Genomic DNA, 15,700 nt, shown 5'->3' with positions numbered 1-15,700 from the left:
TATCGCGGTCAGCGGCTCGTGCGATGGGTGCGCCACGTGCTGATCTGATCCCAGATCACGATGACCCAGATCGCGACCACGGTGATGGTCTGCTGGACGTCGGCGCCAGAAGCACTCGTCAGCTCCGGATGCAGGACCTGTTGGGTCAGCAGCGCGATCGTGAGGAAGACGGCCATCGCGGCGTCGATGACCGCCCCGCCGAGGAGCACAGCTGGACTTGTCGATGAGCGGACCAGCTTCACGACCTCGACGATGGCCATGAGCACCAGGAATCCCCAGTATCCGAGGAACCATCCGGATCCCAGTTCCGGGTTGATGAAGGGCTGGCCATTGTTGAGATGGCCGACGTAGAACAGAGAGGTCGGGATGAACGGGACCAGGGCCAGGAGGACGATGAAGATCAGACCCAGGATCGCCTCGGCGCGGATCTGCTTTGCCTTCACATCCGTTGCGCGCAGCTGATCGACCGACCATGACTTCCTGGTGCCGTTGACCGTCTCGCCGGCACCACCGCTGAGACCGCGGTCGCGAAGAGCGAGGATGATCGTGATTGTCGCGAAGGTGACGAGCAGTGCGGTGACAGTGTTGCCGACGAGCTGACCGATCAGTGCTCCGATCTGGACGGTGTCCTGGGTGGCGATGAAGGTGATGGCATTCGCGGTCACCGAGATCACAGCGACGAGGGGGATCACCCACCGCATAGCCCACAGGAAGAGCGGATAGGACTTCGGCCCGATGAGGTGCTGCGGTGAGTTCGTGTATTCCAGTGAGAGCTGGACCGGATCGCCGAGCTCTTCGAGTACCTCGCGCTCGGCAGCCGCGGTCTGCGCTTGCGCAGGATGATCCAGGCTGCCGAGGCGGTGCTCGACCATATCGCCGATCGTGGCCCTGATCTCTGCCGCGATGTCACCCCGGGAGTTCTCCGGCAGGCGGCCGATTACGTTGTCGACGTAGACGTCGGTGAGCGCACTCATGGTGTGCCTTCTTTCCAGAGTTTCGTGATGCTGGTGTTGAGTTCCAGCCATTGGGAGTGGAGCGCTGCGGCAACCTCGGCTCCACTGGTGGTGACGGTGTAGTACTTGCGCGGACGAACCTGCTCCGTATTCCATTCGGCGCTGAGCAGCCCCTGTTTCTCGAGTCGACGCAACAGAGGGTAGAGGGTGTTGGCCTCTGTTGCGACGCCGGCTTCGGTGAGTGTCGTCAGCAGCGAGTATCCGTACTGTGGCTGACGACAGGCGACGAGGCTGGCGAAGACTACGGTTCCTCGTCTCAGTTCCTGTTCGTGTGTCGCCAGTGCCTGCTCTGCATCCTCGTTCATGTTTCACACAATAGTGTGCGACACACACTATTGCAATAGGCGGGGTATAAGATTATCTGCGAGGGTGAAGACCGAAGAATTCCTGGGGAGACTATGACCGACATGATTCTCGATAGGTTCTGGGCGGAAGCGCGAAGTGCGGTGCCGACTCTTCCCGTTGCTGTGCCCGAGGCGTGGGCGTTCGGCGCGACTGCGGCACACGCGGACGAGCTGCTGACGCTTGTCCTTGACTGTGCGAAGACGGGAACTGCCTCGGCAATGCAGGACGTGAAGGCCGACGGTGAGCCGGTTCCGGAGGTCGGACAGGCGAGCGTGATCCTCGACAGCAGAGGCCAGCCACGGGCCGTCATCGTCACCACGGCCGTTGACATCGTGCCGTTTTCTCAGGTCAGCGCTGAGCACGCGTATTCCGAAGGAGAAGGTGACCGAAGTCTTGCGGCGTGGCGAGAGATCCATGAGAGGTTCTGGGCCGAGCATTGTCAGGGCGCCGACGGGTTCAGTGAAGATATGCTCGTCGTGTGCGAGCGGTTTGAGTCGGTGTTCGCGCCCTGATGGAATGAGGAAGCCCTATGACTGAGCTCGAAAGCTGGGCACTCATCCACGCCGAACGTGCTCGCTTGGCGAGTTTTCTTGAGGGCCTCTCTGCAGAGCAATGGTAGGGGCAATCGCTGTGGTCAGACTGGACCGTCGAGCAGGCGGTTGCGCATCTTCGCGCCGCGGCCAACACCGGCAGGTGGGCATGGGATCGCAGCATTGTGACTGCTGGCTTCGGGCCAGCCAAGCACAGTGCCCGACTGCTGTCGCGATACCAGGGGTGCATTAATGCAGAGACTCCCAACATTTTCTGGCAGCCGCTCGCTACTTCGCGACAGAGGATTTCGCAGTCAACAGCAAGGCTGTCGTCAAGGGCTTGTCACTCGAAGCCCAGGATGCCGACTTCAGAAGTGGAAGCGGGCCATCGGTCGACGGGAAGCTTCTCGGCCCTACGAGCCCTGCGGCTGTGCATCGTAGGTGAGCCAGTTGGTTTTGGTTCCGACTCGGTCATAGAGCACCTGCGCCGCGGCGTTGTCGTCCGCGGTGATCCACCGGACAACCGAGCGCCCCTCGGCCGCGGCGATCTCCTGCAATCGGGTGATCAGCGCTCGGCCCGAACCCGCTCCGCGAGCCTGAGAGTCAGTGAAGAGGTCGTCGAGCCAGATGCCGACCGTGCCGGTCGACGGGCGCGAGAATCTCCGGAAGTCGGCGATGGCGACGATTCGGCCGTCCGCCTCGGCAACCAGGCCCTGGCATTCGTGTGCGGAGTCCATAAGCCAGCCCCACACCCGGGAGACGATGTCCTCGGACTCCGGCAGGTGGTAGAACTCGCGGTAACCGCGGAAGAGCTCACGCCAGCGGGTCTCATCGGTCGATTCAACAGGGCGAACGGAAGTGGTTGACGAATCTGTCATGACTTGTTCGGGTCCTTCTTCACGTCTCTCGGGGTGCTTCGTATGATGGTATCGTACGAAATCGCCAAACGGGTTCCCAGTCGGTGGCCTCTGCCGATCTGTCAGCGGGGGCAGAGGTTTCGACTGTGCAGAACCCCTCGCGCCTGAAAGCGCAACGGCCAAACCGCCCGGCTGCTGCCCTGAAGAGCATCCCGATCAGGTAGGTGGCGATCATTGTCCGCCAACCCATGACCAGATTCCGCATGATCGCTCGACCACGCGACGGACCGCCGAGTGTGAGGCTGAATCAACCGATAAGGACCGAACTGATCGCGACGGCGGCGGCCCAGTTTCGATGCTCCCCAACAGGCAAGGGAATCGTCACAAATGGGATGAGTGCACCATCGCAAACGCGGTAATACAGGAGATGGCGGCAATCCAGGGGCTGATGGACTCTTCCTGGTCGACACCGAGTTCGACTTCCGCATGTGCGGCGACCGCATCGTTCGCAGCGAACTCCACGTCAATTGGATGCGCAAGGTCTTCTGAAAGACCATGTTGCTCATCCAGACGTACTCCCCACCGCCCATCGAGAATTCACCGACACCGACACCGACACCGACACCGACACCGACACCGACACCGACACCGACACCGACACCGACACCGACACCGACAGTATCCGCCGAGGCGATCGCGAGGGCGGTGTTCGGGGTTGTCGATGGACACTGATGACTACACCCCCCCCCCGGTTGAAATGATCCATTCACCCGCACCGAGAACACCGGCTCGAAATCACTTCAGACGTTGGCCAACATTATGGCAACGGGCTAGACCAGGGTGGCCGGCTGCTGAGCCGACCGTCGTCGGTTCACTCACCTTCTCGAGTGGTGTGACAGTTGAGAGCGGCAGCCTCTTTTGACGAGGATCTACGAGGGGCTCTTTCAGACCGAGGCCCGACTGCTCTGAGCGCCCCCAGAATCGCGACGAGGTCGACGACTTCCTGCAGCCAGGCCCCTAGAAGCGCTGGTAGAAAGCCGAAAGCGGCGATGAGCATGAGTGCGGCGCTGATGATGATGCCGAGCCAGATACTCTGCAACGCGATCCGCACCGTGTCTTTACCGATCTTCACCGCGTGCGGCAGTGAGGCAAGGGTGTCGTAGCGGTTCACGATGTCAGCCGACTCGCTCGCGGCGGTCGCACCCCGTGCTCCCATCGCAAAACCGATGTCCGCGGCAGCGAGCACAGGCGCATCGTTGAGGCCGTCGCCGATCATGATGAGCGGGCGGGGCTGCACTCCGCCGATGATGCGCACCTTGTCTCCGGGGCGACATTCTGCGTGTACCTCGCTGATCCCGAGATCCCGTGCAATCGGCACCGCCGTGGCTGCAACGTCTCCGGTCACCATGAGCGTGCGCGAAACGCCGAGTTCATCCAGATCACGAAGCGCCTGCTTGGCTTCGATGCGTACCTGATCGCGCATGACGATTGCTCCAGCGAAATGGGGGCCTGCTGCGACGTAGATCGCGAGTTCGCCCGGCATGAGTTCTGCGAGCACAACGTCGGAGGCGTGCTCGCGTACCCAGGAGGCCTTGCCCACTCGCACCACCGTCGCGTCCGGCGCGCGGGAGGTACGGAGGGCTGCGGCTACACCGTTGGTGGCGACTTCCTCGGCCCGTTCACTTTCAAGGAGTCCCAAGCCATATTTCTTCGCCGCCCCGACAACGGAATCGGCGAGCACATGCGAAGAGTACACCTCAGCCGAGGCCGCGAGCTGCAGCAACTCGTGTTGCTCGAAGCCCGGGGCAGGGAGGAGGCGTGCGAGTAAAGGTTTGCCAGTGGTGATCGTGCCGGTCTTGTCGAACGCCGCCGAGCGCACCCTCGACAGCTGTTCAAGGGTGCCGCCACCCTTCACAATCAGCCCGAACCGCGCGGAACGGCTCATACCCCCTAGGAACGCGACCGGCGCTGCAATCAGCAAGGGGCAAGGCGTAGCCACGACCAGTACCTCTGCGAACCTGGTGGCATCCCCGCTGAGGGCCCAGGCGATCCCGGCAACGGCGAGCGAAAGCACCGTGAACGGTACCGCATACCGATCCGCAAGCCGCACCACTTTCGCCTTGCTGCCCGCCGCCTGCTCTACAAGACGTACGATCTGCTGGTATTCGCTGTCCGAGGCGAGCGCCGCAGCACGCATGGTCACTGCTGTCGCCCCGTTCACCGCGCCACTCGATACTCTCTCCCCGGCGTCGCGTTCGACTGGCAGGCTCTCTCCCGTGAGCGAAGACTCGTCGAACACAGCGTGCTCAGATTCGAGGATGGCGTTCACGGGCACAAGAGTGCCCGGGCGGACGAGCAGCAGGTCGCCCACCTCGACCGCTTCGGCGGGCACGTCCTCGGTGACCGCGTCGGAGGAATGATTGACGCCACGGCCGTGGAGGATGCGGATGGCCTGTTGCGGAGCTTGACGCAGCAGTGCGGTGAGTTCCCGCTTGGAACGATTCTCGGCGTAGTCCTCAAGAGCTGTGCCCCCGGTGAGCATCAGCACCACCACGAGCGCTGCCCAGGGCTCGCCGACGAGCACCGCGGCGGTGATCGCGGTGACAGCGAGAATATCGAGCCCGGCATGCCCTTTGATGAGTTGTCGGATCATCCCGATTGCTTCCCAAGTCGCGATCAGGAGTGCAAACCCGCCCACGACCGGTCGCGCGGCGTCATCGGCAGGAGTCGCCAGGAGTATGAGACCGACTGCGGCGACCACAAGCGTAGCGATCACCAGCGGATACTCCCTGATCAGAAACGGAAAGCGGCTCATATCTCAATCGTCCCAGACCGACGTCCTGGCCGCACCGCAGGCCAGCCTCCCCTAGACACGAAGCAGACGTGACTCGGCGGGTTCAGAGCAGCAACAACACCAGCTCTGCCGCCACCCAGAAAGTGCTCACCTCCCGTGAGGTCGGCTGCGCGGAGTTTTCGTTCAACCTCGCTGAGGCCGATGCGTGAGCGTTCGATGATGAGGAGGGCGAAGTGAGACTACCCGCCGCGGCGTCTTGCCGATGGGATCGCCGCTTTGAAGGGACGACTCTGAAATACGCGCACGCCGCGCCACCTGCTGGAGTCAGGCGAGTACCTCAATGTGGTAAGAGAGCACCTCGGGCATTCCTTCACCACGATGAACATCTGCAACGATGTCAGCCCGACGATGCAGAAAGCCGCAGCCACCACTGCGCTCAGCATGTCGGAGAGGCGGATCATATCCTTCTGCGCACGGCACGAAGATGGCCCCCGACCTGAAGAATTGAAACCCAGGTCAGAGGCCGATTTCGATCTGTACGCGAGGGGGGACTTGAACCCCCACGTCCGCAGACACTGGAACCTAAATCCAGCGCGTCTACCAATTCCGCCACTCGCGCGCGACGTCCCTAAGATTAGCAGGGCGAAGCCACGTTGCTGAAAACGGTAGGGCGAGCCCGGCAGCCAGAGGGCAGCCGCGATCAGGTCGGGACGACGATCAGGCGGCGTCTATGCCCAGTGCCTTGCGCACACGTGCAACGTGGCCGGTGGCCTTGACGTTGTACTGGGCCAGTTCCACGGCGCCTTCGGCATCGATGACCAGCGTCGAGCGGATGACGCCCTGGACGACCTTGCCGTAGTTCTTCTTCTCCCCGAATGCGCCCCACTCCTCCATCATGGACTTGTCTGGGTCGGAGAGGAGATCGAAGTTCAGACCCTCTTTGTCCGCAAACTTTTTGAGCTTCTCCGGCTTGTCCGGAGAGATGCCCAGCACGACGAGGCCGGCAGCCGACAGCGCCGAGAGCGAGTCCCGGAAGTCGCAGGCCTCGGTCGTGCAGCCGGGAGTCATGGCGGCAGGGTAGAAATAGACGACAACCCGCTGCCCCTTGAACTCGCTGAGGGTCACGGACTTCCCGTCCTGGTTGACCAGGGTGAAATCCGGGGCAGTGTCGCCGACTGACAGTCGTGGCATAGTGTCTCCTCTTCTCGTGCGGAACTTTTCAGAAGTTCTCAGTTCAGGGACCACTCTAGTCCGAGACTCCGACACGGGCCGGACTCCCCACTGCAGGACGAGTTCACCGAAACTTCAGCCTCACTCGATGTGTGCGATGACTTCGCCGACAGCCACCATGTCGCCGACCTTCGCCACTTGCCTCAGGGCACCGGCCACCGGAGCCTGTACTCGGGTCTCCATCTTCATCGCTGACAGGACGGCGACATCGTCACCGGCGGCCACCTCGGCCCCGTCTTCGAGGAGATAGTCGACGAGGTTGCCAGGTACCGGAGCGTTCACAGCACCCGTGTCCGCAGCTCCACCTTCAGCTCCGGCCGAACCGGTTCCACTGGCAGCATCAGCGCCAGCACCACCGGCAGCGCCCAATGCAGCCAGCAGCGCAGCCGGCAGGCCCAGCCTGGTGAGCTTGCCGTCGACCTCGATGTCCATGCGCTGCAGTGAGGACTCGGGCGTCGGTGCTGGCCGGTCCTGCATCGTCATGCGAGGGAGGAGCTCGGATTCGATCCACTGGGTGTGGATGCCCAGTTCCTCGGCGGTGAACGCAGGGTCGGTGAGGATCTCCAATGAACAGGGAAGCACCGTGGCCGGTCCCTCGACGTGCAGCTCTCCAGCCGCAGTCACGGTCCGGGCGATTGCGGTCGGGCGGTCTGGCCCGTGGACGATGAGCTTGGCAAACAGGGAGTCGAAGGCCGGCTGTACGGTGTCTCCGGCACGGACACCGGCGTCCCAGCGCACTCCGGGACCACCCGGTGCGGTCAGGGCATCGATGCGGCCCGGTGTGGGCAGGAAGCCACGTCCCGGGTCCTCCGCGTTGATGCGCAGCTCGATGGCGTGCCCACGCGGCTCGGGTGTTGAGTCCAGGGACAGCCCGTTCCCGAAGGCGATGCGGAACTGCTCGGCGACGAGATCGACACCGGAGACCGCCTCTGTGACGGGATGCTCGACCTGCAGCCGGGTATTGACCTCGAGGAACGTCATCGTGGAATCGGCGGCGAGGAGGAACTCGACGGTGCCCGCGCCCCGATAGTCCACCTCGGCGCAGATAGCCTCGGCCGAACGACGCAGCCGTTCCCGCTGATCCGCGCTGAGTCCGGGAGCCGGAGCCTCCTCGATGAGCTTCTGGTTGCGGCGCTGGGCCGAACAGTCGCGATCGCCGATGGCCACGACGCGCCCCTGGCCGTCGCCGACGACCTGGACCTCGACATGGCGTGGGCGTTCGAGGAACTTCTCGACGAAGCACTCGGAGCGTCCGAAAGCCTCGACAGCCTCACGGGTCGCCGATTCGAAGGCGCCGGCGACCTCGGCGAGGTCGTGAACGATCTTCATTCCGCGCCCACCCCCACCATGGGCAGCCTTGATGATGATGGGCAGGCCATGTTCGGCTGCGAAATCCTCGACCTCGGCGGCGTTCTCAAGCGGTCGGTCGATGCCCGGAGCCAGCGGGGCGCCGACCTTCTGCGCCAATTTGCGGGCAGTGACCTTGTCACCGAGTGCCGTGATTGTCTCTGCTGTGGGACCGATCCAGATGAGGCCGGCGTCTTCGACCGCGGCAGCGAAATCGGCGTTCTCCGACAGGAAGCCGTACCCGGGATGCACGGCCTCCGCCCCTGACTTCTTGGCGACTGCGATGATCGCGTCGATGTTGAGGTAGGTCTCTGCCGCGTTGGTCCCCGGCAGGGAATAGGCCTCATCGGCCAGCTGGGTGTGCATGGCCTCGAGGTCCTGGTCCGCGTAGACCGCGACCGATGTGTGCCCGTAGTGGGAGCAGGCGCGGATGATCCGGACGGCGATTTCGCCGCGGTTGGCGATGAGGATCTTCGGCATGATTCAGTGTCCGTTCTCCGGTGAGTGGTTTGTGTGGTCGGCGGAGTTCTGCCTCGGGTTGCCGTCGTCGGTGACGAATCGGATCCTGACTCCGGGTGCCAGCTGTGCTGCCAGATCCGTGTCATCGACGCTGGCGATGACCGGATAGCCGCCGGTCAGCGGGTGGTCGGGGCCGAAGAGCACCGGTTGCCCGTTCGGTGGGACCTGCAGTGCCCCGGTGACAGCGCCCTCACTGGGCAGTTCGCCGGTGCGGGAGCGTTCGAGTGGGGCGTCGCCGGCCAGTCTGAGGCCGACGCGATCGGATTCGTGGGTGACCGTCCATTCCTGGCTCAGCAGAGTCTTAACGCCCGCCGAGGTGAACCAGTCCGCGCGCGGTCCCAGGGTCACCGACAGCTCGATCGTCTCCCCAGGTGCGGGCAGGTGCCGTTCGTGACCTGAGCCGCGGACCGGATCGACGAGGTGCGGTGCCGACTCCGGCGAACCGAGAATGACCGTGGTATCCGGCTCCAGACGTGCCGGACCAAGATGGGCCAGGGTATCGGTCGAGGCGCTGCCCAGGGCAGTCTCCGTCTCGATCCCGCCCCGGAAGGCGATATAGGCTCGGGTGCCGCGTTCGGTCATGCCGAGTTCGAGTTCGTCACCGTCTTCCAGTGCGAAAGCCTCGCCGAGGTGGTGCCAGAACTTGGCACCATCGGCAGACGTCACGGTGATCGTGGCGCAGCCCCCGGTCACAGCGGCCACACCATCACCGGTGATGGCCAGCTTCGTCCCACCACCGAAACTCTCCAGCCCGGCCGTGGTCTCGTCGTTGCCGACAAGGCGGTTCGCGTTCTGCAGCGCCGCACGATCGGCGGCACCGGCGCTTGAGACTCCCATGGCAGCGAAACCAGGGCGCCCGAGATCCTGGATGAGCAGCTGCAGACCGGGACGGATGATCGTCAGGGCATGCGCCGAGGCGGCGTCGTCCGGCTGGGCAGGCGAAATCTGCTGCGAGGACGAGGAAGTATCCGCGCTCGCCTCACCGACCGTCACCGATTCCCGGTCGGCCTGGCGGAAGGTCACGATGGTTCCAGGGATGAACAGGGCCGGTGGTTCCCGATTCAGGTCCCAGAGTGTGGCGTCGGTACGCCCGATGAGCTGCCAACCGCCGGGGGAGGCACGGGGGTAGACGCCGGTGAATTCCCCGGCCAGTGCCACTGCTCCGACGGGAACACGGGTGCGCGGTGAGGACCGGCGGGGCACGGTGAAGATCGGATCGTCACCGGCCAGGTATCCGAATCCGGGTGCGAACCCGGAGAACGCGACCTGCCAGGTTGCGCGCTGATGCCGGGTGACCACCTCGGCGGGCGACAGCGACAGAAGGTCAGCCACCTCGTGCAGGTCCTCGCCGTCGTAGACGACGTCGATCGTGACCTCGCGGGACTCGGTCGAGTCAGTCCCCGTGTGCTCGAGCCTGCGGATCCGGTCTGCCAGCACCGGCGCCGAGGTGCGGGCCGGGTTGAAGCGGATGAGCACGGTCCGTGCGGCCGGGACCAGCTCATCGACACCGTCGAGTGCGGCCGCTTCCAGCCCCTGGTGCAGGTCCATTGTGGCGGCCAGGTCGGGGCATTCGACGAGGAGATGGCGGCGGGAGGCGGTGTGGAAATCGAGGTTGTCGATCATTGTCGGTAGTTGCCTTCCGGTGCATCGGTGATGAACATCTTCCCCGGTGAGTGCGTGATCGCAAAGGGTGGGGCCGAGGCTTGGATGGCGACCTGGGGCGTGACTCCGCAGGCCCAGAACACGGGGATGTCGCCGTCTTGGATGGCGGGGGCGTCGCCGAAGTCGGGGGAGTGGAGGTCGGTGATGCCGATCTGCTCGGGCTCGCCGATGTGGACGGGGCCACCGTGGACGGCGGGGAAGCGGTCGGTGATGCGCACCGCCTCGGCGACCTGGTGGGCAGGGATGGGACGCATGGACACGACCATATTGCCGTGGACCCGACCGGCGGGTTGGCAGGCGATCGATGTGGAGTACATGGGTACGTTGCGACCAGCATCCTGGTGGCGGATCGGGATGCCCGCGTCCAACAGCCCGGACTCGAATGTGAAGCTGCACCCGATGAGGAAGGATACGAGATCGGGATGCTGGGACCAGGCAGCGCTGGCATCGTCGACCTCGTCGACGAGGGAGCCGTTCTCCCACAGCCTGTAGCCGGGGATGTCGGTGCGCAGGTCACTGCCCGGCGCGAGAGCGGATTCGACCTGCCCTGGCTCGAGGACGTCGATGACCGGGCACGGCTTCGGATTGCGCTGGGCGAAGAGCAGCATGTCGAAGGCCCAGTCAGCCGGGACCGCGATGAGGTTGGCCTGGAGCAGACCGGGAGCCAGGCCAGAGGTCGGGTCCGTGGACCCGGCCCGGATGCGCTCGCGGGCCTGTGCCCCAACCGAAGTCTGTGCCTGGGCATCAGTCATGTCCAGGCACCTGCACCTGCGAATGGTGCGATCGTGACACCCGAGGACTCGAGGAGCTCGCGGGCTGCGCGGGCCATGTCGATTGAGCCCTGGCTGTCGCCGTGGAAGCAGATCGACTGGGCATCGACGTCGACGAGGCTGCCGTCGATGGCTTCGACCTGACCGGTTTGGACCAGGCGCAGGACGCGGGCGGCCACGGCCTCGGGATCATGCAGGACGGCATTGGGCTCTGTCCGCGAGACCAGCGAACCGTCGGGGTTGTAGGAGCGATCGGCGAAGGCCTCGGCCGCGACCTGTAGGCCCGCCTCGGCGGCGACGCGGTTCGCCACGCTGCCGGCCAGGCCGAGGAAGACGAGGCTCGGATCGATGGCCTTGACGGCGTCGACGACGACCTTGGCTTGGGCCTCGTCAGCGACGATGGCGTTGTAGAGGCCGCCGTGGGGTTTGACGTAGGCGACGGAGCCGCCGACAGCAGTGGTCAGGCCCAGCAGGGCACCGATCTGGTACTCGACCTGCGCCTGCAGGGTCGCGGCGGGGACGTCGAGGGGACGACGGCCGAATCCCTCATAGTCGTCGTAGCCGGGGTGGGCGCCGATGATGACCCCGCTCTTCGTCGCCGCTGCCAGGGTCGCCCGGATTCCCTCGGGGCTGCCGGCATGGAACCCGCACGAGACGTTGGCGCTGGAGACGAGTTCCAGCATGGCCGAATCGTCGCTGACGACGCGGTCGGGGACGTTCTCCCCGAGGTCAGAGTTGAGGTCGATGGTCATCGTGTTCTTGGCGTTCATTGTCACCCTCCGATTCCGATCATTGAGAAGATGGGGCCGACCGACTCGACGGCCGTGTACCACATCACCAGTGTTGCCGCGGTGCCGATGATCAGCAACCACTTGGGATATTTGTCGACGAGCAGCAGGCGCGGTCTGAACCAGCCGATGTACATGAAGATCGTGAGACCGATCGGCAGGATGAGTCCGTTGAAGCCGCCGACGAAGACGAGCAGGGTTGCCGGTGCGGTGCCGATGCTGAGGTAGACGATGAGTGACACGGCGATGAAGGTGACCGTGGCCAGCTGCAGCGGCCAGCCCTTGTCGAGACGTCTGGAGAACGCGGAGAGGAAGGTCGCCGAGGTGTAGGCGGCCCCGATCACCGAGCTCAGTGCCGCGGCCCAGAAGATGGCACCGAAGATCCGGATGCCCGCATCGCCAAGTGCGGCAGCGAAGGCCTGACCGGCTGGGTTGGCGGCCTGGCTGTCGAGGTCGAGAGCAACGCCTGAGGCGACGACGCCGAGGATGGCCAGGAACAGCACATAGCGCATGACACCGGTGACGAGGATGCCCGAGAGTGCAGAGCGCATCACAGAGGGGGCGTGCTCCGGTCCGGTCTTGCCCGAGTCGAGGTAACGGTGAGCTCCCGAGTAGGTGATGTAGCCGCCCACGCTGCCGCCGACGATGGTGGTGATGGTGGCGAAGTTGATCGTGTCGGGCAGGAAGCTCTGTTTGATGGCTTCACCGACCGGTGGGTTGGAGACGATGGCGACGATGACGGTGAGGATGATCATTCCGACGCCGAGGACCATGACCACGGTGTCGACGACCTTGCCCGCGCGTTTGAAAAGGAAGATGCCGATGGCCAGCACCCCTGTGAGCAGTCCACCGAGCTTCGGGTCCACGCCGAGGAGTGCGTTGAGGCCGAGCCCGCCGCCGGCGATGTTGCCGATGTTGAAGGCCAGACCGCCGATGACGATGAGGATTGACAGGAGCATGCCCGTGCCCGGGATCGCACTGGATGCTAGCTGCGCGGCCCGCTTGCCCGAGGACGTGATCATGCGCCAGACATTGAGCTGGATGGCGATGTCGATGAGGATCGAGACAAAGATGGCGAAGGCGAATGCTGCGCCCATCTGAGACGTGAACGTCGCGGTCTGGGTGATGAAGCCGGGGCCGATCGCCGAGGTGGCCATGAGGAAGATCGCGCCGAGGATCGCACTGCGACTGACCTTCACTGGTTGTTTCGTGTCGTGGTCGTGCGGCTGTGACATGAGGTCTCCAAGTTGCCTGGTGTCTGGTCTGCTCGATGGTGCGATACCGGGCCGACCACTGTGGCGGACCTCACCGAAATCCATGAAGCGTTAGACAATCTAGCATGGATTGTTCAACAAGAATAGACGTGCGTCACGTTTCTGCCCAAGAATTGTTCTCATGAATAGGGCCATCTGTTGCTCCGATCACTAGGATGGAATCGTGAACCACGAATCGTCCCTGGTCAATCAGCTCACAGGCCGCCTCATCGCCGGTGAACTGCGTCCCGGCGCGCGCTTGTCCGAAGCCGCCTTGGCGAAGGAGTTCGACGTCTCCCGGAACACTCTGCGTGAGGCGTTCCGAGTGCTGGGGGAGCAGGGGCTGGTCAATCACATCCCGCACCGCGGGGTCTCGGTGGCATCGCCGAACACCTCAGACGTCATCGACATCTATCGGGTGCGGCGCCATATCGAATGCTCGGTGCTGGCGAATGCCCCGATGAACCACCCGGGCGCCGAACAGATGCGCAGGGCCGTCGACACCGCACGCAGTGCCGCTGCAGCCGATGACTGGCTGCAGGTGGGGACGGTGAATATGGCCTTCCACAATGCGCTTGTCTCGCTGTCTGACAGTACCCGCCTGATGCGGTCGTTCGGGAACGTTCTCGCCGAGTTGCGGCTGGCCTTCCTCAAGGTCGAAGTCCTCGATTTCCTCCATGCGCCGTTCGTCGATCGCAACCAAGAGGTCCTCGACACCTACCTCAACGAGAGTCCCAAGGCGGCGGCGGCAAAACTGGACGCCTACCTCGGTGACTCTGAACGTCAGGTCCTCGGCGCCTACGCTCGCGCCGGCCAGGGGTGAGTGCGAGAATCACAGCACAGGGCCCGTTGAGGCCCGACTGTTAGACTGGAAGAGACGTGTTTGTGCAAATTGCATACGCCCATGTCGGCCCAGGGCCTGCATGTCTAACGGCAGATCCGACAGTGGTCGATCTGCAAGGAGTGCGCAATGAAGTATGCACCTTATCTCTGTCCCGACTGCTACGGCCGTCTCATTGACACCGCCGCTGCTGCGGAGCCCGGTGACGGAGCCAACCTCAGTCCCATGCTTGAGTGCGCAGACAGCTGCGGCGTTTCGGAGAGGGCGCTCAAGCCCTACAGGACCCGGATGAATGGCAGGGCCCGAACCGCAAGCAGGGCGCCGGTCCGAACTGCGGCCAAGTCACCAGTTCGACGCCAGCACTAGCCGACTGGCACCTCCCCAGACGCGTGCCATAGGAGACAAACAAGAAACCGCCGTTCGGATCATCCGAACGGCGGTTTCTTTGCTGTGCACCCCCCGGGACTTGAACCCGGAACCCACTGATTAAGAGTCAGTTGCTCTACCAATTGAGCTAGAGGTGCGAGCTGCGCATGTCGCGCAACGAGAATTAATATTACTCAGGTTCCCAGGGTTCATGCAAACCGAGAACGGATTATGTGAGGTTTTGTGAGGTAGCTCGCATACCTGCAGGTCAAGTCCGGGACGTGAACCCTCAACCCACTGATCAAGAGTCCCCTTGATAAGGCCTCAGCCGACCAGCGTCAGAGGTACATCCCGGATCTCGACTGTTCCGCCGGTTCTGAGACCGCGTGGACGTCGCGTTCACGCAGGAGCACAAATGCCTGCCCCTCAAGCTCCACCTCGGCGAGTTCCTCAGGGTCGTAGAGGACGGTATCGCCGAGGTTGGTCTGCCGCACGTGTGGGCCGGCCGCGACGACCTTGCCCCACACGAGACGCTTCCCCATGCTGGCGGTTGCCGGGATGACGATCCCAGCCGAGGATTTTCGCTCCCCGGCCTCTTCACCCGGATCCAGGAGGATCCGGTCGTGCAGCATGCGGATGGGCAGAGGGAGTTCAGCCACGCTTGCTGCGGCCGGAGAAGCCCACGATCAGAGCGGCCACGCCGAGGACGGTGCCGACGCCGAGTGCAATCGCCTCAGGCTTGACCGAACCGCTCTCTTCGTCGATGACCTTGGCCTTCGCTTTGTTGGCGGCTCGAGTTGCGAGGACCTTCGGGTGGACGCGGCCCACAAGTTCATCGATGTTGTCCGCGATGCGCTCTTCGCGCAGGCGAATCGATTCCGCCAGCTGTGTCGGTGACGCTGAGTCGACGGTCACATCTGAGGTGTAGACATTGTCAGTCATCGGGGCATGTCCTCCGGGTCGAGAATACATTCATGCACGTGACGGGGTGCCACAGTGCCTCGTGTCAAGCTTAACCGCTTGGTTCTCTCAGTGTCAGATATTGGCTGCGGAGAGCCGAAAAGTCACGACTTCGACACATGCGTCCTCGGGCATAGTCGGAGAGTGCTGGCGCAGATTGGCGATATAGCCGTTGACGCTCGAACCGGCAATCAGTGGCAGAGTCTGCGGTGTCAGCTGGCTCAGTTGGTGGGGACTGCGCCGAGGTGATGCCGATGGGAAGCGAGCCGTGGTCGGTGTTGTCGAAGTAGGCCGGAGCAGGGCCTGGCTGTCCTTCCCGATGGGTGCGATCACGACCGGGGAGCCTGCACCGGCTGTGGTGATCACCTGGAGTTCTGAGTCGTAGGCGTCCATGCTGAGATCTGAGGACACCAGGGACCGGTGCG

Annotated in this window: 17 protein-coding genes and 2 tRNA genes; 3 read left to right on the top strand and 16 right to left on the bottom strand. The window is 63.8% G+C overall.

What is annotated here, in order from left to right; translation table 11 throughout:
• Positions 1-8: 8 nt before the first annotated feature.
• Entirely contained in the window at positions 9-974 is a 966-nt protein-coding gene (locus tag AAFP32_RS11615; protein WP_350269267.1) for a hypothetical protein, read from the bottom strand.
• Positions 971-1,318, bottom strand: coding sequence for a PadR family transcriptional regulator (locus tag AAFP32_RS11610; protein ID WP_350269266.1), 348 nt, complete (start codon positions 1,316-1,318; stop codon positions 971-973). The genes AAFP32_RS11615 and AAFP32_RS11610 overlap by 4 nt, the downstream gene beginning before the upstream one ends.
• 93 nt (positions 1,319-1,411) lie before the next feature.
• On the opposite strand from AAFP32_RS11610, the gene AAFP32_RS11605 reads away from it, so the two are divergent.
• Positions 1,412-1,870 carry an ASCH domain-containing protein gene (locus AAFP32_RS11605; protein WP_233429233.1) on the top strand — a complete coding sequence of 153 codons (459 nt, stop codon included), beginning with the start codon at positions 1,412-1,414 and terminating at the stop codon, positions 1,868-1,870.
• Positions 1,871-2,301: 431 nt separating this feature from the next.
• Here AAFP32_RS11605 and AAFP32_RS11600 read toward each other — a convergent pair whose 3' ends face one another.
• Positions 2,302-2,766 (bottom strand): GNAT family N-acetyltransferase, encoded by a 465-nt coding sequence (locus AAFP32_RS11600; protein ID WP_101619590.1) that lies wholly within the window; start codon positions 2,764-2,766, stop codon positions 2,302-2,304.
• Positions 2,767-3,126: 360 nt separating this feature from the next.
• A complete protein-coding gene (locus AAFP32_RS11595; RefSeq protein ID WP_324761559.1) occupies positions 3,127-3,267 on the bottom strand; it encodes a hypothetical protein in 141 nt (46 codons plus the stop codon).
• Between the two features lie 33 nt (positions 3,268-3,300).
• On the opposite strand from AAFP32_RS11595, the gene AAFP32_RS11590 reads away from it, so the two are divergent.
• Positions 3,301-3,477 (top strand): hypothetical protein, encoded by a 177-nt coding sequence (locus tag AAFP32_RS11590; protein ID WP_350269265.1) that lies wholly within the window; start codon positions 3,301-3,303, stop codon positions 3,475-3,477.
• Positions 3,478-3,616: 139 nt separating this feature from the next.
• Here the strand turns inward: AAFP32_RS11590 and AAFP32_RS11585 are convergent, their stop codons facing one another.
• The 8 genes from AAFP32_RS11585 to AAFP32_RS11550 all read right to left on the bottom strand — a co-directional run bounded on the left by AAFP32_RS11585 (position 3,617) and on the right by AAFP32_RS11550 (position 13,090).
• Positions 3,617-5,560: a heavy metal translocating P-type ATPase gene (locus tag AAFP32_RS11585; RefSeq protein WP_101619591.1), complete on the bottom strand. Its 1,944-nt coding sequence runs from the start codon at positions 5,558-5,560 to the stop codon at positions 3,617-3,619.
• A 516-nt stretch (positions 5,561-6,076) separates the two neighbouring features.
• Positions 6,077-6,158 (bottom strand) — tRNA-Leu (locus tag AAFP32_RS11580).
• A 98-nt stretch (positions 6,159-6,256) separates the two neighbouring features.
• Entirely contained in the window at positions 6,257-6,730 is a 474-nt protein-coding gene (bcp, locus tag AAFP32_RS11575; protein ID WP_101619593.1) for a thioredoxin-dependent thiol peroxidase, read from the bottom strand.
• Between the two features lie 120 nt (positions 6,731-6,850).
• Positions 6,851-8,596, bottom strand: coding sequence for an acetyl/propionyl/methylcrotonyl-CoA carboxylase subunit alpha (locus AAFP32_RS11570; protein ID WP_350269264.1), 1,746 nt, complete (start codon positions 8,594-8,596; stop codon positions 6,851-6,853).
• Positions 8,597-8,599: 3 nt separating this feature from the next.
• Positions 8,600-10,258: an urea amidolyase family protein gene (locus AAFP32_RS11565; protein ID WP_350269263.1), complete on the bottom strand. Its 1,659-nt coding sequence runs from the start codon at positions 10,256-10,258 to the stop codon at positions 8,600-8,602.
• Complete coding sequence (locus AAFP32_RS11560) at positions 10,255-11,049, bottom strand: putative hydro-lyase (RefSeq protein ID WP_350269262.1); 795 nt, start codon at positions 11,047-11,049, stop codon at positions 10,255-10,257. Before AAFP32_RS11560 ends, AAFP32_RS11565 begins: the two co-directional genes overlap by 4 nt.
• Positions 11,046-11,837 (bottom strand): 5-oxoprolinase subunit PxpA, encoded by a 792-nt coding sequence (locus AAFP32_RS11555; protein ID WP_350269261.1) that lies wholly within the window; start codon positions 11,835-11,837, stop codon positions 11,046-11,048. Before AAFP32_RS11555 ends, AAFP32_RS11560 begins: the two co-directional genes overlap by 4 nt.
• A gap of 2 nt (positions 11,838-11,839) precedes the next feature.
• Entirely contained in the window at positions 11,840-13,090 is a 1,251-nt protein-coding gene (locus tag AAFP32_RS11550; protein WP_350269260.1) for an NRAMP family divalent metal transporter, read from the bottom strand.
• Between the two features lie 202 nt (positions 13,091-13,292).
• Here AAFP32_RS11550 and AAFP32_RS11545 point away from each other — a divergent pair, with 202 nt between their 5' ends.
• A complete protein-coding gene (locus tag AAFP32_RS11545) occupies positions 13,293-13,931 on the top strand; it encodes a GntR family transcriptional regulator (protein WP_350269259.1) in 639 nt (212 codons plus the stop codon).
• Between the two features lie 469 nt (positions 13,932-14,400).
• Here the strand turns inward: AAFP32_RS11545 and AAFP32_RS11540 are convergent.
• The 4 genes from AAFP32_RS11540 to AAFP32_RS11525 form a co-directional block, all read right to left on the bottom strand.
• Positions 14,401-14,473 (bottom strand) — tRNA-Lys (locus AAFP32_RS11540).
• Positions 14,474-14,653: 180 nt separating this feature from the next.
• The gene (locus AAFP32_RS11535; RefSeq protein WP_350269258.1) at positions 14,654-14,974 is read right to left on the bottom strand and encodes a co-chaperone GroES; all 321 of its coding nucleotides are present in this window, start codon (positions 14,972-14,974) and stop codon (positions 14,654-14,656) included.
• Complete coding sequence (locus tag AAFP32_RS11530) at positions 14,967-15,257, bottom strand: DUF3618 domain-containing protein (RefSeq protein WP_350269257.1); 291 nt, start codon at positions 15,255-15,257, stop codon at positions 14,967-14,969. Before AAFP32_RS11530 ends, AAFP32_RS11535 begins: the two co-directional genes overlap by 8 nt.
• Positions 15,258-15,350: 93 nt before the next feature.
• Entirely contained in the window at positions 15,351-15,668 is a 318-nt protein-coding gene (locus AAFP32_RS11525; protein WP_350269256.1) for a hypothetical protein, read from the bottom strand.
• Between the last annotated feature and the right edge of the window lie 32 nt (positions 15,669-15,700).

The organism is Brevibacterium sp. CBA3109, from assembly GCF_040256645.1.
GTDB classification, from domain to species: Bacteria; Actinomycetota; Actinomycetes; order Actinomycetales; family Brevibacteriaceae; genus Brevibacterium; species Brevibacterium koreense.
Note: the sequence above shows the minus strand (reverse complement) of the source record. Positions and strands in the feature narration are given on the sequence as shown.